The sequence below is a fragment of the Candidatus Bathyarchaeota archaeon genome (genome assembly GCA_026014685.1).
Lineage (GTDB): Archaea > Thermoproteota > Bathyarchaeia > Bathyarchaeales > Bathycorpusculaceae > Bathycorpusculum.
The window spans coordinates 171,041-193,159 of sequence record JAOZHW010000005.1; the positions used below are offsets into that span (position 1 = coordinate 171,041).

Here is a 22,119-nt window from a genome sequence, read left to right on the forward strand (position 1 = left end):
CAAACCCTTTTTTTGGTTTTTCCCTCTTCAATTTTTTGTTTTTCTCTTTCTAAAGAGCACAAATAGAGCCACTAAAACCGCAGCTATCCCCACCGCAAAAGCCACAATTAAATGCATGGTCGAGAGGCTTGGTTGTTGGGTTACGTTGATTTCCACTATCCAAAAGTCGTAGGTTGCTTTTCCGACCAGTTCAGGTTGCCCCGCGGGGTCAGTCCAGCCAGCCAAGAAGTATCGGTCGCCGCCTAAATCCACTACGCCATAAGCCTCCTGAAAGGCAGAGTCGCCCAATGCACAGCTAAACAAAACTTGCCCCTCAGAGCTGATTTTAAACAGCCAAAAATCACGCTGTCCCGCGCCGAAACTAAAAGTAAAACCACAAACCAGAAAGCCTCCATCTCTTGCAGGGATAATGCTGGAAGCTGAGTCAGCACCCGCTCCGCCGACGCTTTTGCTCCAGAGCAGTTTTCCGTCGAAGTCCACTTTGACGACTAAGGCATCCCCGTCGGTTTGCACGTTGTGGGATTCACCTGCTAAAACGTAGCCGTCTTGGATAATGGCCATTGAGTAAGCTTTTTCGCTGTCAGTGCCACCGTAGGTTTGGTTCCATATTTGTGTGCCGTCTGAGGAGATTTTTAGGAGATAGAAGTCGTAGTTACCTTGACCTGTGGGGTCTGTGTAGCCTGCTGCGACGTAGCCGTCTCCGGTGTTGATTGCGGAGCGCAAAGCCGTGTCTTGGCTTTGGCCGTAGATTTTCTGCCAAACCACCCCTCCGTCTGCGTCGAGTTTGACAGCCCAACCTGCAGATTTAGCGCTGTTGCCATCTGGAAAAGTTAACCCAAAAACCGTCACGTCTCCATTGCTGTCTGCTACGCCAGCGAAGAGTTTGTCTATGTTTTCTCCTCCGACAATTGTTGTCCACACAATTTTTCCGTCCCGGTCGGTTTTGGCTATGTAGCCGTTGACGTCGCCTGCTAAGAGTTGGTTACCGATCAACAGGAAACCGTCAGGTAAGCTTATGGCGTAGCGGAGTTCGGTGCCTGTGCCTTCTCGATAAGTGCGGTTCCAGACCATATTGCCGCTGCTGTTTAACAGAAGCGCCCAGCCCTCGGTGGCGTCAGAGTGAGATTTTGTGGAGCCGACTACTAAAAAGCCACTTTCTAACGGTAAAGTGTAGAGGGCGCGGTCGTCGCCTGAGCCACCGTAGATTTTTTCCCAGTTCAGGGTTCCAGTGGAGTCTGATGCTACATTGTTATCAAATTGGATTGAGGGGTTAATTTGTGCTGCAGAAGTGTTTGTAAGAAGCATAGCTGAAGTTAACAGCAAAACTGCATTGATCGTCAACGATTTTATAGTTGTTTTTATCCTGTGAGTGTGCATGTCGCTTCTGCTCCTATGAGTATTCCACGTTTATCTTGACATAAAAGCGAAACTATGACGGGGCTGGTTCTTTCAGCTGTATCTTCCACGAACGATACCCTATATGTCCCGTTTCCGAAGTCGACAACGTTTGGAGAAGTTATTTCAACCCAATCAACAGTCGATGTTGTTCCATCATGGTCTATGTAAACGGTAAAGTTTTGCGCCAAGGCAGGGGTTCCTTCGTTTAGGACTTTTATGGTTAGGGTGACCTGTTTTGCGTTGTCAGCCAACCTTATGTATGTACCTGAATACTCCAAGGCGGATGTTACGTTTAGAGCAAACTGCAACTCTGATGACCCAGACAAGCCAGACGCACTTAAATCAAAACTTGAACTGACACTGGAAACGCCCTTTCCGTTTGTGCCCCAAGAAATCCAGAAACCATCCGAGTAGGGAGCATTATTTTGGGTGCTGTATTCGATTGTGAGCATTGCTTTGTAAGAGTGAGCAAGGATCGTTGCTTTGAGTGCGGATAAATCGGTAGATAAAACGTTGCGGTCTCCGCCGCCTGTGACGTTGGCTAAGGCGCTGATTAATGCGCTTCTAAAACTCGTCTTATAAACTGCAAAAGAGGTACCCTCCACCTGCTGAGCTTCGGGCACGTTTTTCCCGACTTCAATCACGTAGATAGCCGTTGAAAGCAAGAGCAAAGCCACCAACAAAGCGGTGACGACGAGCACTTGACCGCGGCAATTGCTTTTGAAACTTCGCTTTGCCATCTCAGTCCACCTTCGCCAACTGTAACTGTAACACATAAACCGCAAACGTACTGGAAGGGCTAACGCAAACGTATTCTACAGAGGCGATTTTGTTGCTTACGGCGCCGCCGTTACAGATTGGATAAGTGTTCAATGCTTCGCCGTCAGCGTTGTAGACTGTTAAGTTAAACCACACCATAAGGGGCAATGCTGCTTCGATGCAGGCACTAAGGTTTGTCCAGTCGCGGGAGTCAATCAATTTCGATAACTGTCCATCGCTGTTTAAGCTTAAAAGCGCATTCTCAGCCATAGACTCCAAGTTATCGTTACCTGCAGAGACATTCTGAAAGTTGCTTTGGGCAGGGATAAGGGTCAAGCAGGAAAGCAAAAGCATAGACGCTAAAAATGCTTCAATAACGCGTGCTTGTCCTCTTCGGTCCTTAAGCAGTCTCAAGGGTTCAGGTCTCCTAAACTTACGTCAAGCTTGTACAGTACACCGTTAACGGTCACCATATAGGAGAATACGTTACGTTCAGAATTAGCGAAACTTGACCCCACGGATAGGGGAATTTGTGGGTAACTTGTCCATTCTTGGAAGTATTGCCCTTCCACTTCGCCGCATACAATCATTACTATGGGGCTGTGGTCGATGAGTTGTGGGATGGCACATTCGCCGCCTTGCGAAGTTGTGATGTACTGGTGCAGGTAACTAAACGTGTACATTTTCTGAATCAAGGCACCCCCAGATTGGTTGAAACTTAAAGTGTAATTCAAGGGGCTAAGCGATAGAGCGGTGCTGGCAGGCGTTGTTTCTTGTTGGCCGCTGGCAAAATTGTAAACTGCATACGAGGTTACACGTTCATCAAAAGGCGCCCTAGCAAAAACGACCACTAAAGCATCATCCGCGGAAATAGTGGGGTAATGGAAGACTACTTCTGTGGTGCCTGACGTGGTGATTGTGGCGGTGGCGTTGTATTGATAGTTTTGGGCCACGAGGTAGCATTGCAGGTTGGCTTTGGAGGGTTTAGACTCGATTGCGGTGGAAACCGCCAATGTTGTGTAGGTGTCGTCTCCTGCGGTGTAGGTGTTTGTTTGCTCTAAACTAATAGTTAGGGTTTGTGAGAGCGATATCCCCATGGCTATATTGGTTAATTTTGAAGCAACAGCTAAATCTACATGTGACAATGAGTGGGAGTTCAGAGTAGATAGACGACATATTTTATCGATGTCCAATTCGTAGATTCTGGTGGCGGTATTCAATGCCAAACCGAAGTCAACGGGTACAACATTGGTTTTACCCCAATCCACTGGACTACCCGCGTATGTTACCATCCTGTCAGCTAAAGCTCTAAGATAACTGTCTTTATTCGCATCCTGCGAACTTTCAATACGCGCATGCAGAGTTGTACCCAGAAAAGCCGTCGCTATCAAAGCTACAGCAACGATGATCGTGCATGCAAAGAAAGTGTCGAAGGTGGTTGAAGGCAGCTATCATAAACCTCCAGGTTTAACTATACTGAATGTATCCGCCAGCAACACCTGAGAAAGCACCAGCGAAAGGTAAGCAGTTGCAGCTAGCATCGCAGCAATTTTGAAGCCTGCACCAAAGTTGCCTTCGCTGATTTTTCCGATGAAGAACCCGGAGATCCAACATTGAATTATAATGCCTACAGAGAACACTTTGAGTTGGTCTTGCATGGCGATCATGGCTACTGAGGAAAGATCGGAGCTTACGATGCCAGTCATCATCGTCGTGGTTAAGGCTACGATAGTAGTAGTCACTGCAATTAATGCGCTCCACATGAATGCCAAAAGAATGTAGGGCTTCAATAGCGCTCTACGGTTAACCTGTAATTCGCGCTCTTTTTCACTGTACTCTGAGAGGATCTCAAGGGATTGGATAGAGTTCCCACCGATTTCAAGGGTTTCTACCATCATGGCAAAGTTTACGATGACAAACCAGCTGCGAATTTCTTTCTTCAAATTCTCAAAAGTCTTCCGCAAAGGAATACCCCATTCAATCTGGCTTCGTATCAAAACGAGGAATTTTGAAAAGCTTCCGTAGTCTTTGCGTTTGGTGGCTTGAATGATACTTTTTTCTGGGGACAGACCTGTTTTTTGGGATTCAGTGATGTCGCGTATGAAGCTTGGAATTGATTCTTCAGCGTTGTAGTTGATTTTCGAAATACGATAATATTGGATGGCAATTGGCAGTGATGTGGCGACGAGGGCGATTGTCGTTATTTCAGCGAGGCCAAGAGGTTTGATGGCGTCCTGAAGCGACTTTACAGCGCCAAATGCACCGATCACTACGAACGCGGGAACAGTGAAGATTATTGCTTTTTTATAAAGGTCCTTTAGGTCAGGAAAAGCGCTTCGTTGCATGTTATGCGCCATCAAAATAAAGATACCTGACATCACAGGCATAATTACAAACGCTATAATGTAGGACATTGAAGGAGAAATTGAAATGGAAGTGCTTGCTAAAAGGTCCATAACACTCGACGAGGAAAATACCACGAAGAGGATGTAGGTGCACAAAACCACTATTAACATAACTGAGTATGCTTCAACCAAAGCAGCAATCCGCTCGATTGAGCGGTTTAAGTTAATGTAACGCAACTCAAAGATTGATTTAAGCTGGCTTTTCATGTAGTCAACAAGTTTGCCTCCGCTGCGAACTGACGAGACAAAACCGCCTAAAAAGTTACGATAAAGCTTAGACTGGGTTGCCTCAGCACGTTGATACATAACAGTCAAGGGGTCTTTACCCAACACCTCAACTTGCCGCACAACCTCGTCAGCCTCCTTCTTGAACACAGGCAAAAAGGTTAGTTTACGCATCTTCTTCCAGCTATCATACGGAGATATCCCGCTTGCAGCCATAAGCGTAAAAATCATGACTGCAAAAGGCAGCTCAGCCTCAGTTTTTTCACGTTCTTCACTAGTAGCTTTGTTGAGTTCACCGAATAATTTGCCTAAAAAACCGCTACGTGGTTTTTTCTGCATCTTTCTACGGTACCTCAGCGACCTCTTGGTTTAGCGCTTCAAGGTTCAGTGAACTGTTTAGAGCTTTGTGAACGCTTCGGAAGTCACGCAGGTTGTGCTCAACCATGCTTAACAAGATTTTCTTTCGGCGCTCAAATTCCTGCATAACGACGCTGACGGGGACATCCACTGCTGTAGCGATTTTTTTGAACAGATAACTGTTAGACAAGTTGCTTTGGAAGGTGTCTGAGGAGAGTTGCCAAGTAAAGACGTCGTGGGATTGACCTGTGTTATCTATCTCGGCTATTTTGGTGAATTTACGAGTGGAACCTTTTCGATCATGCGGGTTAAAGCTGCTGTTTCTAACCTGTTTAACGACAATAACACAGTTCATCAATGAAAGAATCGTCGGAGGAATATTCATCGGAGGCTGAGTTAAACGTTTGACTACTGTTTCGACGTCGTCGGCGTGCATGGTACATAAACCGCCGTGACCTGTGGCAAGCGCTTGGAATAGCACGTACGCTTCTTCACCTCTGATTTCGCCTACAAGAATCATGGTTGGTCTGTGCCGCACAGCTGATTTAATGAGATCGTAGAGTGTGACTTCTCCGTCGCTGTCTCCGCCGAATCCTGTTCGGGCTATGGTTGAGACCCAGTTTTCCTGCGGCAGGTTGATTTCTTGAACTTCTTCTACGGAAATCATCTTGTAGTCGGGACGAACCAAACATGCAATAGCGTTTAAGGCGGTTGTCTTACCTGCACCTGTAGGACCAACGACCATAACTGACATCTTGTTTTCCATAAGCATCCAAAGATAGGCCCCGATAGATTCGTCGATGGTTTCGTTCATTATCAAGTCAACGATGGTTAAGGGATCCTCTCTGAATTTTCTGATCGTGAAGCTGGTGCCTGCAGGTGTGGTTTCTTTTCCAAAAGAGACAGCCAGACGGTGCTTGCCTGGCAGGGTCAAGTCGACGATGGGGTGGGCGATGCTGACGTGTTTGCCTTGGCGGTGAACTATGCGTGTTATGAAGTCGTCGAGTTCTTCTTCGTTAGTGAAAGTTATGTTAGTTCGGGCGTTGTTATATTTGCGATGATAGATGTAGACGGGTTTGTTTATGCCTAAACAGCTAATGTCTTCGATGTAGGGGTCGTTTATGAGGCCGTCGATTCTGCCGTACCCGATAAGGTCTTTTTCGAGGTAGTAGATGATTTTTCTTTGCCCCACCTTGTTTGTTCCAGCCAGGGCTTCTTTGTGGTCTTGAAGAATCGCAGGTAATTGGCGACGGAAAGAATCAACAAGAGACTCATCTACACTTGGAGCTTTGAGTTCGTATTCAAGTATGCTTTTTAGGCGTTTGTAGGCTTCACGTTCTTCACGCGACATCGGCAACTCATCCACGACATAGAAGTAGCTGCCTTCGGCGTCGTCTTGGAACACCCAAGCATAGGAGAATGGAGGGTTAAGCGGGTAGCTTTCTACTTGTGTGTACCCTTCAGGTACTTGGTAGCCTTGGATGCCAAGGTACGCTATGAGTTCTTCATCTGGAGCTTGCTGTACGACTTGAACTTCTTGTTGTTTTTTCTTTCCAATTTTAGGCATAAATCTCACTCACTTGTTAATGTTAAAGTTGCAATCTGGTTTTCAACGTTGCATACCAAAACAGCGCGGCCGGTACTGCTGATAAAGCCACCCGATGCTGTGACCGCAGCAGGCAATTTCTCTTGCATACAGCTCGAGAGGGGGCTTGTTCCGAAACCCATCTCAACCCAAGCACTTGAGGAGTCGTTTGCGATTCGTATCCAGAAGGGTTGATTGCCCACCTGCGAGGGCATATCTAAGTACTGCTTAGTGTTCTGGCCGTTGCTGGTGCTTGAAATCAGAGCTAAACTCTGAGATGCTACATACTTTCCTATGTTTCTTAGTTGCTGCACTTCTGCGTCGGCTTTTATGTTTGCAGCTGCTACACTACAACTGCAAACCACAATTACGCCCACAAGTAAAGCAGCAAACAGCGAATACACGTAACCTGGAACTATACTGGGCATCTATCTAACCCACCTCTCAAGTGACACGCTGCAAACAACCATCTCTAAGTTGATCTGGGCGCCCTGAGCAGCTGTGGTAACTGGTATAACCAAGCTTGTAACTGAGCCATCCAAGTCTGCGGTAACAGTTAATGAATCGACTGCTGAGGAAACTTGGAAGGTTTTAGTCGAGAACTCGGTTGCCTTACATGTAGCTTGGAGCGGCAGACCACCGTAGAGCGCTATGGCTTGGGATTGATTGAGGTTAACGATGTAGACGCGGATGTTGTTGATCGCTCTGCCGTCATCTACGCCTGTTACAGCGTAAGTTATACTTGGGCGGTACCGCAACTGGATTTCAGCGTATTCAACACCATTTGAGATGCAAAGTTGGCTTATTGAAGCACCACTTTGGTTGGTGATTGAGTTGCTGTCGCCTTTGAGGAATAGCCCTGTCTGGGAGGAGCTGGAATAGGGAAGTTGGTAGGTAACTTTGCCTATGGCGGAGTCAAATATGGTTTGGGAAATCTCAGCGTTGTTTATTTGCAGTCTGAGAGTGTTGTTTTGTGGTTCGATGAGTGTTTTGCCGCCTGAATCTGAAAGTTCATATGTCGCTGAGGAGCCGGGCTGCCAGAGAGTCGAAACTATGGCGGAATCTAGTGAGAGCATGTTTTGTTTGGCGGTGGAAACTTTGAGGTTTGTTCCTTGTGCACCGACACGTTCCACTGAATAGTAGTAGGTGAAGGCAACGATCCCGAGCGTAGACACAAAGAGGATCAGGAATGTAACTGGCAGCGCAACGGCTAAGCGAGAGCGGAGAAATCTTTGCACATGATGATTGTGTCTATTAATTTTCAATCGGAATCCTCGGTACGCGTGTCTTTAATGTAGATGGATAGCGAAAATGATTATGACCGTTTGTGCGTAAAACAAAGTACACTTGCTAAACAGGACGCGGCCTTCGTGTTGGAGATTGATTGTATGATTCTAAAGGAGTAGTGTAGCGCGTTAAACATCCACTCCCTCAACATTTTGGTGTTTATTTGGTCCTTATGGCAGAAAATGTTTTCAAATTCACATGCCGCTGTTTCAACGTAGCGGTTGCGTTGTTATCGTGGAAAAAATCCCAGTCCCTACCGAAAAGGGACTGAATCTGGAGGAAAACACAAAATGCAACTACAACCCTTTGCAATCGTGCAGTGTACCAGGTTGCCGCATTCACACAAAAAGTCGAAAAAACAAAATTAATTCTATAGTAAGCAAAAAATTATAAAATATTGTGCATTAGACGGATTTCATGATTTTAAAAAAGAAAAGATAAAAAAGAAATATTGTGGGGGGTTGGGGTTATGGTTTGTTAGTGTTTTTTGTTTAGCTTGCTTCTACGTTGGTTTCTTTGTAGTACATTGCTTGCGATGTGAAGATGGTCTGTGCAACTGTTAGGCCGATGTCGTTGACGGTGATGCTGTCAGGGTTGTTGATATAGATTATCATGGTTTTACCTGATTCAAGTGTCAAGTCAGTAGATGCTGCAACGAACTCGTATGCTGTACTGCCGATAGTCATTGAGCCGCCCAAGTTTTCTTGGAAGGTTAAGTCTGCAGAGACAGAGTCAGTTGTGACGTTGTAGTATACGTTGCTCCATGCGCATTCTTGACCTCTGACGGTTAGTTTGTCAATGACTACGTCTCTACCGCCAGTGTTTATGATCATGATTGCTGCTTGACCAACATAGGTTGTACCGTTGGCTGCGTACCATACGTGCTGCTTTGTAAGGTGCAAGCTTTCTTCTTGAACGCGGGTGCTTGTGACGTTGATGGCAAAGTAGGTGACGACTCCTGCGAGTAGCACTGAAACGACGAGGATAATCAGCGTTGTTACGACTGTACTTAATGCATATCTATTTTTTAGTATGTTTCTCATTTTTTATGTCACTGAAAAATCAAATACACGATTTTTGGATATGTGATTGTGTGCGTAAAAAAAACTACACATATTTTTATAGAAAAGAGAAAGACAAAGAGAAAGGGGTTTATTTTTATGAGGATGATACTGCCTGCACGTTTGCTTCTCTGTAGTACATTGCCTGGGCTGTGTATAGTGTGATGCTAACTGTTAGACCGATGTCGTTTATGGTGATTGAGTCAGGGTTAACGATGTAGATTAGCAGTGTGTAACCTGATTGGAGCACTAGGTCACTGTTTGCTACTTTAAAGTCATATGCTACGTTGTCGAATGTTATGCTGTTAGCTCCAGTAACGTTAAAGTTGTGGATGTATGACATGTCTGCCGATATCGGGTTGTTTGTTGTACAGTAGAGGACAAGTTGTTCGTTTGAACCGCCAGAGTTGTTCCATGCACATTCTTGACCTCGGACGGCTAATTTGTCTATGACGATGTCTCTACCACCAGTGTTAATCACCATCAGAGAAGCCTGAGAGTAAGCGACGGACCCAGAAGTTGCAGTGGAGTTGTGCCAGATGTGTTGTTTGGTTAAGTGTAGGCTTTCTTCTTGGACACGAGTGCTGACGACGTTGATAGCGAAGTATGTGACTACGCTTGCCAACAGCACTGAAATGACCAGGATAATTAATGTTGTGACGACGGTGCTTAGTGCGTACTTGTTTTTCATCAAGCGGCGGTAAGTGTTGTAGTTCATTGTTTCATTTCACCTCCTAGGTGTGTGGGTCTGGGTTTAGTTTGAACTTGTGTGTCGTGTATCATACGATATCATCTTGAAAGCACATAGTGTGTTTTCTTTATAAATATCTTCTGTAGAGAGATTTAATACACACTATACTGCTTCAGAACACAACTTCAAAATCTGAATCACCAATAAACAACAAAACAAAAAAAACACACCCACCCAAAGCAGGAAAACCTTTAAAACCTTCAAACAGCCGCATCATTGTGATACCCTTGAAACTCCTCATCAGCCCCACAAACACATCAGAAGCCCAAGAAGCCATCACAGGAGGAGCAGACATAATCGACGTCAAAAACCCAAAAGAAGGCGCACTCGGAGCCAATTATCCATGGGTTATCCGAAAAATCAGGAAACTGACACCAAAAGGCATAGAGGTCAGCTGTACATTGGGCGATGTGCCAAACCTTCCCGGTTCTGTGTCGCTTGCAGCCCATGGTGCGGCATCGTTGGGAGTTGACTATGTTAAAGTTGGGCTCTACGGAGTAAAAACGCCCCACGAAGCAGTTTTTCTACTAAAACAAGTTAATCGCGCCGTCAAGGAGTGTAACCCAAAAATCAAAGTCGTGGCCGCCGGCTACGCTGACGCAGAAAAAATAGGCACAATACAGCCCTCGCTTATCCCGAAAATAGCCTACGATGCAGCGGTTGAGGTTGCAATGCTTGATACAGCCACAAAAGACGGCAAAAGCCTCTTTGACCACCAAACCCACACACAACTCAAAACCTTCGTCGAAGCCGCCCACGGTTTTGGTTTGTCTGCAGCGTTGGCAGGGGCACTGCGAAAACAGGATTTACCAACAGTGTACAGTTTGGGCGCTGATATAGCGGGGTTGAGAGGCGCTGCATGCACAGGCAACGACCGCAACAAAGGGCAAATTACTAGTGAATTGGTGGCGGAATTGGCGGAAGCCGTGAAGAAGGCGAAGAGGGCTTAGTTTGCAGCAGAAAAGTGTCAAACTCAAAGATGTAGTTGCAGAACTCAAAAAGAGGTGCGCCCTTGACCAGAAATACCGAGATGGGCGAATTTTCTGTTCCATGTGCACCACGCCTCATCCCGTTGCGAAAAAAGCGTTTAAACTCTTTTTTGAATCAAACCTCGGTGACAGCGGGCTTTTCCCAGTCGCTGCACAGCTTGAGCGGGAAGTTGTTTCTCAACTGGCAACTCTTCTTGGTAGCGCGTCGGCTTGTGGCTTTATCGTTTCAGGCGGCACCGAAGCCAACTTGCTTGCAATTCTCGCCGCAAAAAACACCGCTAATAAGAAGCACCCCGAGGTTGTACTGCCGCAGTCTGCCCATTTTTCTTTTACAAAAATCTGCAACATGCTCAACATAAAACCCGTCTATGCTCCGCTGGACGATGCTTATCGGGTTAAGCCAGCCGCAGTTGAAGCGCTGATTAATAGAAACACGGTCGCCATAGTTGGAACCGCTGGAACTTCTGAACTGGGCGCCGTTGACCCCATCGATGCACTTTCTACGATTGCATTGCGGCATGGGGTGCATTTGCATGTGGATGCGGCTTTCGGTGGTTTAGTCATCCCCTTCTTGGACGGAGTCAAACCATGCTTTGATTTCTCTTTGGAAGGCGTCAAAACAGTGACCGTTGACCCCCACAAAATGGGGTTAGCTACGATCCCAGCAGGTGGCATCCTTTTCCGAGACCAAAAAATGCTTGACGTCCTCAAAACCGAAACTCCCTACTTAACCGACAGACACCAGTACACTTTCGTTGGCACGCGGGCGGGCGCTTCAGCGGCGTCTGCTTGGGCTGTTTTTAGAGTTTTAGGCAGAGAAGGCTTCCAGAAGATGGTGGCAAAATGCATGAAAAACACCCGCTATTTAGCCAGAACCCTTGATAAAGAAGGCTTTAATCTTCTTTGTAAACCAACATTAAACGTAATCGGGTTCCGAGGAGAAAACACAAAGCACCTCGCCGACCAACTGCGGCATCGGGGATGGTTTGTTTCCTATATTTCACGCTATGACTGCATAAGAATCGTCGTAATGCCCCATATCAAACGCCGTGACGCGGTGGCTTTTATGCGGGACTTGAAAGAGGCGAAGGCGGTTTAGTATGAGGATTTTTGTTTACGAGCATGTTTCAGGTGGTGGATACGCGGGGCAACCGTTGCCTGCGGGTGTTTTGGCGGAGGGGTTTGCTATGTTACGTTGTGTGGTTGCTGATTTTAGAGCTGCGGGGCACGAAGTCACAGTTTTGCTGGATGAGCGACTAGCCAAGGTTGATGCTCCAACAGGTGCCAACTACACTATGCAAGTACTCTATGCGCATGAACCAAAAAAGTTCCTGCAAAACGCCGCAAAAAACTATGATGCTTTCTATGTTGTTGCCCCTGAAACCGCAGGCGTCCTTGAGGGCTTCGTGAAAACGGTTGAAGGAACGGGAAAAACCTCCCTGAATTGTCAAGCGGCTGCAATCGCGCAAGTTGCCGACAAGGCTGCATTAATGGAGACCTTGCAGAAAAATTGTGTTGCGACACCTAAAACTCTCACGCTAAACGTACACGATACACCATCTGATATATCAAAAAAAATCTACGCCACACTCTCATATCCACTGGTTTTCAAGCCCTCAGACGGCACGAGCTGTAGCGGAATTAGCCTGCTCAACAACCCCGCAGACATCGAGGCTGCACTAAACAAAATAAAAACCCAAACTATCAACCCCCAGTTCCTCGCCCAAGAATTCACCCAAGGTATACCGGCAAGCGTCAGCCTTATCTGCAACGGCAAAAAAGCGGTTGCCATAAGCCTAAACAAGCAACAAATCAACCTCACCCCACCTAAAGGTGAATCAAGCTATCTTGGCGGCTACGTCCCCTTCGATCACCCGCTGAAGCAGGCAGCGTTTGCTGTTGCTGAGAGGGTTGTGGAGGCGTTTTCTGGTTTGCGGGGCTACGTTGGGGTGGATGTGGTTTTGGGGGCGAAGGAGGTTTTTGTGTTGGATGTTAATGCGCGGTTGACGACTTCGTACATAGGATTGCGCCAAGTCAGTGATTTAAACGTCGCCGAGACAATCATTAACGCAGCAATTGGTGGGAAACTACCTGAGAAACCACGAATTCGGGGTGTAGCTTGCTTCGAAAAGACGCTGACCCCAACTCCTTCATTGGGTGCTTATCGTCGAGCTATCAGAGTAAATGGGGTTGTTTCTCCGCCATTTCCCTTAGTGGACTCATCGGAAGCGGCAGCTTTTGTCATGGGATACGGCGATACCGTTCAAGAAGCTGAGTCGGGTTTAGAAGAAGCTAAAAAGAGCCTTAGCAGAATTACGGGTTGAGGTGGAACTGTGGTTTACGCTTTGGGTTTTGATGTGGGGGGTGCGAATACAAAAGCCGCACTCATACGCAGTGAAGGCGATAAAGTGCTTGAGGTAAAGGTCGCCTCAGAATATTTTCCGATTTGGAAGAACCCACAGAAACTGCCCAGCGTACTTTTAACCCTCAAAGAGCAACTCGGCACATCAAGAATCGACGTTTTAGGCTTAACCATGACCGCTGAACTCTCCGACGCATACCAAACCAAACGCGAAGGAGTACACCACATTCTTTCCTGCGTAAAAACCGCTTTCCCCCACACAGTCATCAATGTATTGAATACGGATGCGGCTTTTTCGTCGGTTGAAGAGGCAGAAGCAAAACCGCTTCGTGTGGCGGCGGCGAATTGGGCTGCAACGGGTTGGGTGGTAGCTCAGCACCTAAAAGACGCCGTTGTGATTGATGTAGGGAGCACAAGCACCAGCATCATACCCATCGCACACGGCAAAGTGGCGGCTCAGGGAAAAACTGATCTTGACAAACTCTTCTGCGGTGAACTCGTCTACACAGGCAGCTTGCGAACAAACGTCGCAGTAATCGTCCAAGCCATTCCACTGCGAGGCGGCTTTGCAGGGGTGTCGTCAGAGCTTTTTGCCCAGTCAGGTGACGTGCACCGCGTTTTAGGTCACATTGATGAAATGAGTTATACTTCTGAAACTGCTGACGGGCGAGGCAAAAGCGTTGGCGAGGCTATGGCGAGGCTTGCGCGGGTGGTTTGTGCCGACACGGAAATGCTAACTGAATCAGAAATCAAAGAAATGGCACGCTACATCTATCAGCAGCAACTCAAACAAATCACAGAAGGCTTAAGCAGAGTTTACAAATTCACAAAAACCCTTACCCCTAACGAGGTGCCCATCGTGGTTACGGGGTTGGGTAAAGACTTTCTTGCACGCAAAGCTGCCCAAAACGCAGGCGCCGACGCCATAATCGACTTGGAATCGTTGTTGCCTAAGCAGGCGGTTTTGGCGACTCCTGCAGTCGGCGTCGCGCTGATGGCGCTGACCAAATACACTGGAGAACCAATCAGATGGACTTAACCGTAATAAAAGTCGGAGGCAGCCTCGCCGCAGAGCCACAAAAATTGCGCGCGCTATTCCAGAAACTGTGTGTTCTCTCAAAGGAGTATAAGTTGGTTGTAGTGCCGGGGGGCGCGGAATTCGCGGATACCGTGAGAGACGTGGATAAGCGGTTTGGGTTGTCGAATGTGGCTTCGCATCGGATGGCTGTTTTGGCGATGGATCAGTACGGGTTGCTTCTGGCAGATTTGGTTCTTGATTCTGTGGTTGTATGGGGGGTGGGCGACGTAAACTCCTCCATCGAGTCGGGTAAGTTGCCGATTTTTCTGCCTTCACAATTGATTTTCAAAGAGGACCCGCTGGAGAATTCTTGGGATGTCACCTCTGACTCCATCGCCCTCTACCTTGCCGCTCGGTTGGGAGCGAAGAGGGTTTTGTTTGTCACGGACGTTGACGGCGTCTTCACAAGCAACCCTAAAGTGGATAAAAAAGCCCAGCTAATCCAGAAACTAACGGCAGTCGATCTCTCAGAGTTGGGGCGAACCAGCGTCGATAAAGCCTTCCCCAAACTGCTACAGCAGTACCGAATCGACTGCTACGTACTCAACGGACAGCACCCAACGCGGGTTGAAGCAGTCTTGAAAAACAAAAAGACAATCTGCACCCTAATTAGCAGCAGCTAACTGCATCTCTTTGCGCAGATAAACCCGATGCGGCAGTTGCTTGTTCTTTATCCCTGCCAAATTCTGCAACTCAAACCATTTCTCCAAAAACTCCTGCCCCCGCTGCGTAATCGCCCACTTCCTCAACCCATCAGCCCCGTCCACTTCCGACAGCCATTGCCTAACCCTCAGCTGCATAAGGCAACTCTGCAAAACCGAGTAGGAAACGCAGGTTTGGCGGCGTATGTAGGTTTGGGTTTGGGGGTTTCGGCAGGTGCAGAGGATGTCTGCGATGATTTGGATGCGGTCCCGTTTGTGGTTGTGGTTGCTGGACAAAAGTTTATTCTCCAAAGAGTTGGCGTTTAACCAAGCAATTAAACGTTTGTTGTAGGAACACCGCAACCACAAAGAGGGTGCCCACAGCCTAAAAGCGACGTGAAAAAAGAAAAAAGAGATTTGGAAAAGGTGAGGTTTAGATCTTTTTCTTGTCTAAGACTTCACGGAAAGTCTTACCGCAGCAGTCGTAGAGTGCGATGGTGAGCTGTGTTCTTTTTCCTTTTTTGTCTGGTTTCCCAGCCATTTTCCACGTTTTCTTTGCGTTTTTAACTTCTTTTCCACATGTGGGGCATTTTGCCATGATTGTTTCCTCTGCGTGAACGTTATCGCATGTATCTATTTAAAACACTTTCGATGGTCAACAGTAAATACGGCTGATTTGGGCTTCTTTTAGGGGGTTTTATGGAGAAAAAACGGTTTTTTTGGTCAGTAAGCAAGCGCTTGAGGCGCCATGCGCGGGGGCGCAACAAATTTTTAGCTCAGCAACCAAAGTCTGTTCAAATGACGATTGTAGGTTTAGACTTAGCAGGCGTACCAACCAGGCCAACGGGCTTCTGTAGCTTAAACGGCTTCCAAGCAAAAACCAGCCTGCTCTTCGGTGACAGAGAAATAATCGAGGCAACCCTCCAATGCAACCCCACCATAATCGCCATAGACGCCCCGCTCTGTCTGCCGCCCGGACGGAAAACCATCGAGGAACGCACCGCAAACCACCTAAGAGACAGCGACCGCGCACTGCTCAAAATGGGCATAAAAATCTTCCCCGTTACACTTGGTCCCATGCGTAAACTCACCGTTCGTGGCATCAAGCTCAAAGAAACCTTCCAAACATGCGGTTACAGGGTGATTGAAGCGTACCCCGGCGGGGCACAAGACGTGTTGGGTATCCCACGAAAGCAGCGGGGGTTGGATGGGTTGCGGATGGGGTTGGAGAAGCTGGGCATCAGCGGCTTGGCCGACGCCAAAAGTGATCATGAATTGGACGCTGCCACATGTGCCTACGTTGCCAAACTCTACCTTGAGGGCGAAGCAGTCGTTTACGGTGACCAAGAAGCAGGAATCGTTATGCCTAAAGGGAAAAAACTGTAGGCGAAAAACGCCTATTTGACCCATTTGATGATGTTGGGTTTTTGCCGTTTACCCTTACCCTGCGGGGTTTTAGGGTGACCGATGATGAAGGGCACCATCATCTCGCAGTTTTGTGGCACACCCAGCTTGCGCAGCACGTCGGGTTTGTTGTTTAGCAAGTTCACGAAACCCATGTAGCAGGTTCCCAACCCCAACTCGTAGGCTTTAAGAAACATATTCTGTGCGGCGAGGACGCAGTCTAGCAGATTCACGTTGCTCCACTGCGGGTCTTTCTCTGTGCATACCAGCACCAACACGGGTGCATTGTAGCAGATAACGTCTTTGCCGGTGGAGAACTGTGCGGCAAGAGGCGGCATAGCCTTCTTTGCGAGTTCTTTGGTTTCGTCGGAAACGAGTTTTATAAGTTGTTTGTCTTCGATTATGATGAAACGCCAGGGTTCGCGACCCATACCTGTTGGCGCCCATGTGCCTGCCTCCAAAACGGCTTCGATCTGTTCTTTGGAGACGGGTTCCTCTGTGTAGGCGCGTACACTTCTTCGTCCTTTGATGCAAACGTCAAGTTCCAATTGTTTAACCTCTTAAATTTTGGAGACGAAGCCCGCTTATAAAGTAGCGCCATATTGGCTGCAGTGGTTGCGGGTGCGGGGTAACGTAAATGATATACATCGCCTTGCCCATTAGTATAATGTTCGGGGGTAATTGAGACGTCTGTGGAATGTAAGAACTGTAAAAAAATGGTTAAACCCAAATTCGAAATAGACGCAGGGATTGACCGTCACGTTTGCCCAGAATGCGGCTGCGTACTAGACGCATGCACAGACAACATCCAAGTCATCGGAAGAGACATGTAACGGCGCGCATCAACTTCTTGAATTAACCTAAAAATCGCCTGCAGATTTTTCAGATAAACAATTCAGGACACCTTTACTGATTTCTGATTCATAAATACTAAAAACAAAAACCCCCAACACTTCAATCATGTGCCACCTACACCTGATAAACAAAGCAGATTTCCCCAAAAACCCAATCAAACCCAAAAATCTGCAAAAAAAGAAAACAACCGACAACGTCGAAATAGGCTTCTATTACCCATGCATCGTCGAGAACATACAACACTTCTGACGCTCAGACTAAAAAATTCTCCAAACGTCTTCGCTGTGAGTGGAACTTACCGTAAGGCGCTCTCCTACTTGATTACTGATTTGCACAATTCAAACAAGACTACAACACGACCGACTACCTTAAAGAGAAATGCGTTTTCTAGGTTTTTATAAAAGAATTACCAAACCAAAAAACTAATTAGTTCATCTATTTCAAAGCAATTTGGAAGGTATGGTATGGTTAATAGAGAGGGTGTTAGTACTTTTTCTGCGGTTTCAGCATTTTTGGGCAGTATCTTTTTCACAGCGTTGATAATATTATTCCAGAGTCCTGATGCATTTAAACAAAGTCTTCTTGACCTTAAGATAAATGAGACTTTATCTATTGTTATTACCCAAAGGTTAATCATAGCTTTCCCTCTGATGATAACGATAGTTTTGTTTATTTACTCGGCATTTTTCTTTGCTATTGCTTGCTGTCGCGATGCACAAGAAGACTGTAGTATGCTGACAGATGTTGCGATAACGCCATTTCTGGTGGGTTTCTTATCAATTTTTGTATCATTATTTGTTGTACTTGCCTTCATTGAAGTTATTGTCGCGGTAGTGTTCGTTTTAATTTCAATATGTTTGGTATTGTGGTGAGCTAAATCGATTCACAAAAAAACATAAACACTTACAAATTCGCGCCGTGGGAGGAGTGCGTGGGTACCCCTATAGGGTGGGGTCATCCGCTAAGACGACCGAGGCGCTTAACACACACAAGCGAAGCAAATCCGCGGTCGTGCCCAGTGGGCAATTTTTGCGAGGATAGCACTCAAGGAGTACGTAAATCCGAGCAAAAATAAAGCGGTTTGCGAAGCGATGTGTGCGTCGTTGCCTGGAACGTGCGAGGCAAGCGAAGCACGCCGAGCTATCTTTCTTAACCTTGTGAATTCAGATGTGCGGGCAAGCAAAAAAAGGCCAAAAAAAGATGCTTACACAGAGCGTTCTTTTGCTGGATAGACTTTTAGGCTCTAAAAAGGAGCTTAAATTAGGCTTCTTTTCACAAAACCTCACATGACATATCAGTCTTGTTTAAAAAGGGAAAAGTGTCTGTGGAGGTTTTGGTGATTCGCAGACGTTGACTAATCTGATAGGAGGTGAAGTGGCAAGTAGAGAATGTCCTAATTGTCATAGCATTAAGAATTGGAAGGATGGATTGAGGGAGACAAGTATTGGGTGTGTTCAACGTTTTATCTGTCGAGAGTGTGGTTTTAGGTTTAGTGTTTCTTCTAAAACTTTAAATCTAGAAGTTCCAACATATGGGTTTAGCCAATTATGCGCTGATTTAGAGGCGAAAAAATTGGACACTGCAACAGAAACAAAAACTGTTGCGGGAGAAACAACCACTATACAGACAAACTCTGATGCAAGAATAGCAGAATTCCTTTGGTACATGAAAAAACAAGGCTACAAAGAAACAACCATTATCAGCAGAGGCGTAAGACTAAGAAGACTAATTGCGCTAGGTGCAGACCTAAACAACCCCGAAAGCGTCAAAGAAACAATAGCAAAGCAGGAACATTGGAAAGACTCAATGAAAGAAGTAATGGTTTTCGCATACGATTTATACGCTAAATGGACAGGGCAAAAATGGCAAAGACCACGATACAAAGCAGTACGACAACTCCCATTCATACCGCAAGAAAGAGAAATCGACGACGTAATAGCAGGATGTAACAAAGAAATTGCTCTATTCCTTCAAATAGCAAAAGAAACAGGTGCCAGAGCTGGCGAAATCTACCGACTTCAATGGACAGATATAGACTTCGAAGGAAGAACATTAAGTCTAATCGCTGAAAAAGGAAGCAACCCACGAATCTTTAGACTCTCAAACAAACTCCTGAACATGCTAACGGCATTCCCAAAAGAAAAACAACGACTATTCAACCTCTATCTTAACCTAAACAACCTCAGAAGAACATTTGAGCGACAAAGAAAAAGACAAGCGAAAAAACTCGGCAATCCGCGACTAAATAAAATCACATTCCACACTCTAAGACATTGGAAAGGTTCAACAGAATACCACAAAACCAAAGATATCCTCCATGTAATGCAAGTTCTCGGACACAAAAACATCAAGAATACCCTGCTATACACACAACTAATCGATGTTGAAAAAGACGATTCATTCATCTGCAAAGTTGCAAAGACACCACAAGAAATAGCTGAACTAATCGAGCAGGGCTTTGAATTTGTGTGTACTCTTGAGGATTCAAGGTTCTTTAGAAAGAGAAAGTAAACCTGTCGCAGGTTTATTCCAAATTACCATGATGGTGCCGAGGGCAGGGTTTGAACATGCGACAACTCGGTCTTCAGCCGAGCGCTCTCCCAGGCTGAGCTACCTCGGCACATATCCTGGGATATCCAAACAAAAGTATGCTGTGATGTTTTAAATGTTTCTGATTTGTCGGCGTTGTCTCTAGATGCCGAGTATGGCTTGGTGGTTCATCAAAAGGTAACCTGCTAGTGCGCCGCCGAAGAAGCAGAGGAAGATGAGTATGCCATCGTATTTTTTTTCTCCATAGTTTAGGTTAAACATTTGTTTTTTCGCCTGTACCTTGCAGGGTTATGTGTGGGTTAGCCAAAAGGTTTTATGAAAGCAAAGTATGTATTCTGAATCCTGTGGGCCGTTAGTCTAGCTGGCTAGGACGTCGCCCTCACGCGGCGAAGATCACCGGTTCAAATCCGGTACGGCCCACCAAGCCCTCTTAAAACCTTATTAAATCGCAGACATCAATGTCCTATGGAGGGTTTTTATGTACAGTAAAGCTGTTTTTGCCCTTGCAGCCGTGTTTTTGGCTGTAGCCATAGTCGTGCCGATTTTGGTTTTGTCTTTGCAGGCTCAAAACGATTTGGAGCGGTTGATTATCATTCAGAATCCGTCAGGGATGGAGACAGATGGCAACTCCACCGCGTTACCCGACATAGCTGAGATTAGAGCCAGCCACCAAACAAGCTACCTCATAGCGGGTTTTGTTGCGGCGGTTTTCGTGGCACTTTTTGTGGTGACACTCTACTATGGCATCAACCACGTTAATCCAATCCACAGCAAACCTAAGTAGCAACCAACTTTCCGAGTATACATAAGAGAAGGAAAGAGGCCGCTGAGCAGCAGCGTGGTTTTCAACATTATTTTGGTATCTGAAAATGTATCGTTCCATATTCAACATGAAGTAAAAAAAGAAAAAGGTTGATTTTAGTTTGGATGACGAGTTAGGTGTGGACGAATAATGAGTCATCTAATGTTGGGTTTATGGAGATGTCGTAGATTCTGACTGTGGTTGTGCCGTCGGTGTAGGTGTAGTCGCCTGTTCCAGCCCAAGATGCTAAAGAGGTAGTGTAGCCTTTCCAAAGGTTGTCCCAGATGCTCCACTGGGAAGCGTAGTAGTCAGAGATGTCAACCCACTCTTTGTCGTATGTCCAGGCTTTTTTTGTGGCTCCGTTAAAGATGTATATGTAATCTCCATCAGCATCTGTGTACTCTATGCGCATCGAAAAGTTGTCTGTGCCGATGCTTTTACCCATGTAAGTGTAGGTTCCCTTTACCTGGCCGTTTTCGGTGAGTCTAACTTTGAATTGTAACGAGTTGGCTCCAGATACGCCTGTGGTTGTCGTTCCAGTAGCAGAAGGGGAAACTGATGCGGAAGTGCCAGGAGTCTGCGTGGGAGTCGTTGAATCTGCGGGCGGTGCAGCGGGGTTTTGTGACATGTACCAATATGCGGCAACTGCAGCTACAACTATAACTGCAACTAAAACTGCCACGATTAGCATTTTTGAGAGCGCTTGTTTGTTGGTTTTTAGGTTTTTCATGTTGTTTCCTCGAGGGTTTGTGTATTTTGCGGTTTAGGTAAATTAAACTTTTGTTAACCCCTCGTTGACTAAAGACGAACTGGCTGAAATATGATCTTTTGAGCACAAAAAATAGTATGTTGGCTCATCGTTTGGCCTTTAAAAAGGTGGGTCTATTCTCCGTCGAACAACAAATCAGCCGTTTCAGGGCTTTTTTGTTTTTTAAGAAACCTTAATGTTGCGTCATTGTGTATTGTCTGTTGGTGGATGTTGTGTACAAGAAAATTTTGGTTCCAGTGGATGGTTCTGATTCTTCATTTAGGGCTCTGCAGGAAGCGTTTAAACTGGCAAAAAACCTGGACTCCGAAGTTACGCTCATTAATGTCTACTCTGCGGGAAGCTCTGTGATTATGAGTTCCACGCAGGAGATTCTGCGAGATTTAGCCCTAAAAGAAGCTCACTCAGCGTTGAACCGCGCCAAAGAAGCAGCGAAAGCCGAGGGCGTTGCGGTTAAGGAGTTGCTGCTTGAGGGGGATACAGTCGACCAAATCGTAAAGACTGCTCAAGATGGAAGTTTTGACTTGATTGTTATGGGTGCAAGGGGATTAAACCCTGTGGCTGAGTTGGTTTTAGGCAGCACAAGTCATGGTGTGATAAAAAAGGCGCCGTGTCCAGTGTTAATTACTCGGTAAGTTCATCTGGTTGCATACACGAAAGCGACAGGTTGTATGCATACATGTTTATTTTAAGACAAGTTTTGATTTAGTTTTGTATTTTTATTACGTTAAAACGCGTGTTTTTTAAAGCAATATTTATAACGAAAGCTCAATATTCAAACAACTCAAATAGTTCCATTCAGGCGCTGAGAAAATCGGCTTAACAATGCGCTGGGTGACTGTAT

Annotated in this window: 24 protein-coding genes and 2 tRNA genes; 11 read left to right on the top strand and 15 right to left on the bottom strand. The window is 46.2% G+C overall.

What is annotated here, in order from left to right:
- Positions 1-27: 27 nt before the first annotated feature.
- From NWE96_03250 to NWE96_03295, 10 genes are all read right to left on the bottom strand, one after another.
- Positions 28-1,377: a hypothetical protein gene (locus NWE96_03250; GenBank protein MCW3982994.1), complete on the bottom strand. Its 1,350-nt coding sequence runs from the start codon at positions 1,375-1,377 to the stop codon at positions 28-30.
- Positions 1,359-2,138, bottom strand: coding sequence for a hypothetical protein (locus tag NWE96_03255; protein MCW3982995.1), 780 nt, complete (start codon positions 2,136-2,138; stop codon positions 1,359-1,361). The genes NWE96_03250 and NWE96_03255 overlap by 19 nt, the downstream gene beginning before the upstream one ends.
- Before the next feature lies 1 nt (position 2,139).
- Positions 2,140-2,571 carry a hypothetical protein gene (locus tag NWE96_03260; GenBank protein ID MCW3982996.1) on the bottom strand — a complete coding sequence of 144 codons (432 nt, stop codon included), beginning with the start codon at positions 2,569-2,571 and terminating at the stop codon, positions 2,140-2,142.
- Entirely contained in the window at positions 2,568-3,449 is an 882-nt protein-coding gene (locus NWE96_03265) for a hypothetical protein (protein ID MCW3982997.1), read from the bottom strand. Before NWE96_03265 ends, NWE96_03260 begins: the two co-directional genes overlap by 4 nt.
- 159 nt (positions 3,450-3,608) lie before the next feature.
- On the bottom strand, positions 3,609-5,126 hold the full coding sequence (locus tag NWE96_03270; protein ID MCW3982998.1) for a type II secretion system F family protein: 1,518 nt from the start codon (positions 5,124-5,126) through the stop codon (positions 3,609-3,611).
- A gap of 4 nt (positions 5,127-5,130) precedes the next feature.
- Positions 5,131-6,711 carry a type II/IV secretion system ATPase subunit gene (locus NWE96_03275; GenBank protein ID MCW3982999.1) on the bottom strand — a complete coding sequence of 527 codons (1,581 nt, stop codon included), beginning with the start codon at positions 6,709-6,711 and terminating at the stop codon, positions 5,131-5,133.
- A gap of 5 nt (positions 6,712-6,716) precedes the next feature.
- Positions 6,717-7,157 (bottom strand): hypothetical protein, encoded by a 441-nt coding sequence (locus tag NWE96_03280; GenBank protein MCW3983000.1) that lies wholly within the window; start codon positions 7,155-7,157, stop codon positions 6,717-6,719.
- Positions 7,158-7,904, bottom strand: coding sequence for a hypothetical protein (locus NWE96_03285; GenBank protein ID MCW3983001.1), 747 nt, complete (start codon positions 7,902-7,904; stop codon positions 7,158-7,160).
- A gap of 603 nt (positions 7,905-8,507) precedes the next feature.
- Positions 8,508-9,059: a type IV pilin gene (locus tag NWE96_03290; GenBank protein MCW3983002.1), complete on the bottom strand. Its 552-nt coding sequence runs from the start codon at positions 9,057-9,059 to the stop codon at positions 8,508-8,510.
- A gap of 115 nt (positions 9,060-9,174) precedes the next feature.
- Positions 9,175-9,795 (bottom strand): hypothetical protein, encoded by a 621-nt coding sequence (locus NWE96_03295; GenBank protein MCW3983003.1) that lies wholly within the window; start codon positions 9,793-9,795, stop codon positions 9,175-9,177.
- 260 nt (positions 9,796-10,055) lie between these two features.
- On the opposite strand from NWE96_03295, the gene NWE96_03300 reads away from it, so the two are divergent.
- The 5 genes from NWE96_03300 to NWE96_03320 are packed head-to-tail and all read left to right on the top strand — an operon-like array spanning position 10,056 to position 14,880.
- Positions 10,056-10,778, top strand: a complete 723-nt coding sequence (locus NWE96_03300; protein ID MCW3983004.1) for a hypothetical protein — start codon at positions 10,056-10,058, stop codon at positions 10,776-10,778.
- 1 nt (position 10,779) lies between these two features.
- Positions 10,780-11,916: a tyrosine decarboxylase MfnA gene (mfnA, locus tag NWE96_03305; GenBank protein MCW3983005.1), complete on the top strand. Its 1,137-nt coding sequence runs from the start codon at positions 10,780-10,782 to the stop codon at positions 11,914-11,916.
- Position 11,917: 1 nt separating this feature from the next.
- Positions 11,918-13,141, top strand: coding sequence for an ATP-grasp domain-containing protein (locus tag NWE96_03310; GenBank protein ID MCW3983006.1), 1,224 nt, complete (start codon positions 11,918-11,920; stop codon positions 13,139-13,141).
- 9 nt (positions 13,142-13,150) lie between these two features.
- Entirely contained in the window at positions 13,151-14,218 is a 1,068-nt protein-coding gene (locus NWE96_03315) for a H4MPT-linked C1 transfer pathway protein (protein ID MCW3983007.1), read from the top strand.
- On the top strand, positions 14,209-14,880 hold the full coding sequence (locus NWE96_03320; protein ID MCW3983008.1) for a delta 1-pyrroline-5-carboxylate synthetase: 672 nt from the start codon (positions 14,209-14,211) through the stop codon (positions 14,878-14,880). Before NWE96_03315 ends, NWE96_03320 begins: the two co-directional genes overlap by 10 nt.
- Here the strand turns inward: NWE96_03320 and NWE96_03325 are convergent.
- On the bottom strand, positions 14,863-15,195 hold the full coding sequence (locus NWE96_03325; GenBank protein ID MCW3983009.1) for a winged helix-turn-helix domain-containing protein: 333 nt from the start codon (positions 15,193-15,195) through the stop codon (positions 14,863-14,865). The genes NWE96_03320 and NWE96_03325 overlap by 18 nt on opposite strands.
- 136 nt (positions 15,196-15,331) lie before the next feature.
- Complete coding sequence (locus tag NWE96_03330) at positions 15,332-15,496, bottom strand: chorismate-binding protein (protein ID MCW3983010.1); 165 nt, start codon at positions 15,494-15,496, stop codon at positions 15,332-15,334.
- Positions 15,497-15,696: 200 nt separating this feature from the next.
- Between NWE96_03330 and NWE96_03335 the strand changes: the two genes are divergently transcribed.
- Positions 15,697-16,284: a DUF429 domain-containing protein gene (locus NWE96_03335; protein ID MCW3983011.1), complete on the top strand. Its 588-nt coding sequence runs from the start codon at positions 15,697-15,699 to the stop codon at positions 16,282-16,284.
- An 11-nt stretch (positions 16,285-16,295) separates the two neighbouring features.
- Here the strand turns inward: NWE96_03335 and NWE96_03340 are convergent, their stop codons facing one another.
- Positions 16,296-16,850: a nitroreductase family protein gene (locus NWE96_03340; protein ID MCW3983012.1), complete on the bottom strand. Its 555-nt coding sequence runs from the start codon at positions 16,848-16,850 to the stop codon at positions 16,296-16,298.
- A gap of 771 nt (positions 16,851-17,621) precedes the next feature.
- On the opposite strand from NWE96_03340, the gene NWE96_03345 reads away from it, so the two are divergent.
- Both NWE96_03345 and NWE96_03350 read left to right on the top strand, forming a co-directional pair.
- Positions 17,622-18,029: a hypothetical protein gene (locus NWE96_03345; protein MCW3983013.1), complete on the top strand. Its 408-nt coding sequence runs from the start codon at positions 17,622-17,624 to the stop codon at positions 18,027-18,029.
- Positions 18,030-18,729: 700 nt separating this feature from the next.
- The gene (locus NWE96_03350; protein MCW3983014.1) at positions 18,730-19,668 is read left to right on the top strand and encodes a tyrosine-type recombinase/integrase; all 939 of its coding nucleotides are present in this window, start codon (positions 18,730-18,732) and stop codon (positions 19,666-19,668) included.
- A 32-nt stretch (positions 19,669-19,700) separates the two neighbouring features.
- On the opposite strand, the gene NWE96_03355 is transcribed toward NWE96_03350, so the two are convergent.
- A tRNA-Phe gene (locus NWE96_03355) sits at positions 19,701-19,777 on the bottom strand.
- 276 nt (positions 19,778-20,053) lie between these two features.
- Between NWE96_03355 and NWE96_03360 the strand changes: the two genes are divergently transcribed.
- Positions 20,054-20,130: transfer RNA gene (locus NWE96_03360), tRNA-Val, on the top strand.
- Between the two features lie 55 nt (positions 20,131-20,185).
- Complete coding sequence (locus NWE96_03365; GenBank protein ID MCW3983015.1) at positions 20,186-20,491, top strand: hypothetical protein; 306 nt, start codon at positions 20,186-20,188, stop codon at positions 20,489-20,491.
- 151 nt (positions 20,492-20,642) lie between these two features.
- Here the strand turns inward: NWE96_03365 and NWE96_03370 are convergent, their stop codons facing one another.
- Positions 20,643-21,239 carry a hypothetical protein gene (locus tag NWE96_03370; GenBank protein ID MCW3983016.1) on the bottom strand — a complete coding sequence of 199 codons (597 nt, stop codon included), beginning with the start codon at positions 21,237-21,239 and terminating at the stop codon, positions 20,643-20,645.
- Between the two features lie 251 nt (positions 21,240-21,490).
- On the opposite strand from NWE96_03370, the gene NWE96_03375 reads away from it, so the two are divergent.
- Complete coding sequence (locus NWE96_03375) at positions 21,491-21,910, top strand: universal stress protein (protein ID MCW3983017.1); 420 nt, start codon at positions 21,491-21,493, stop codon at positions 21,908-21,910.
- Positions 21,911-22,119: the final 209 nt, after the last annotated feature.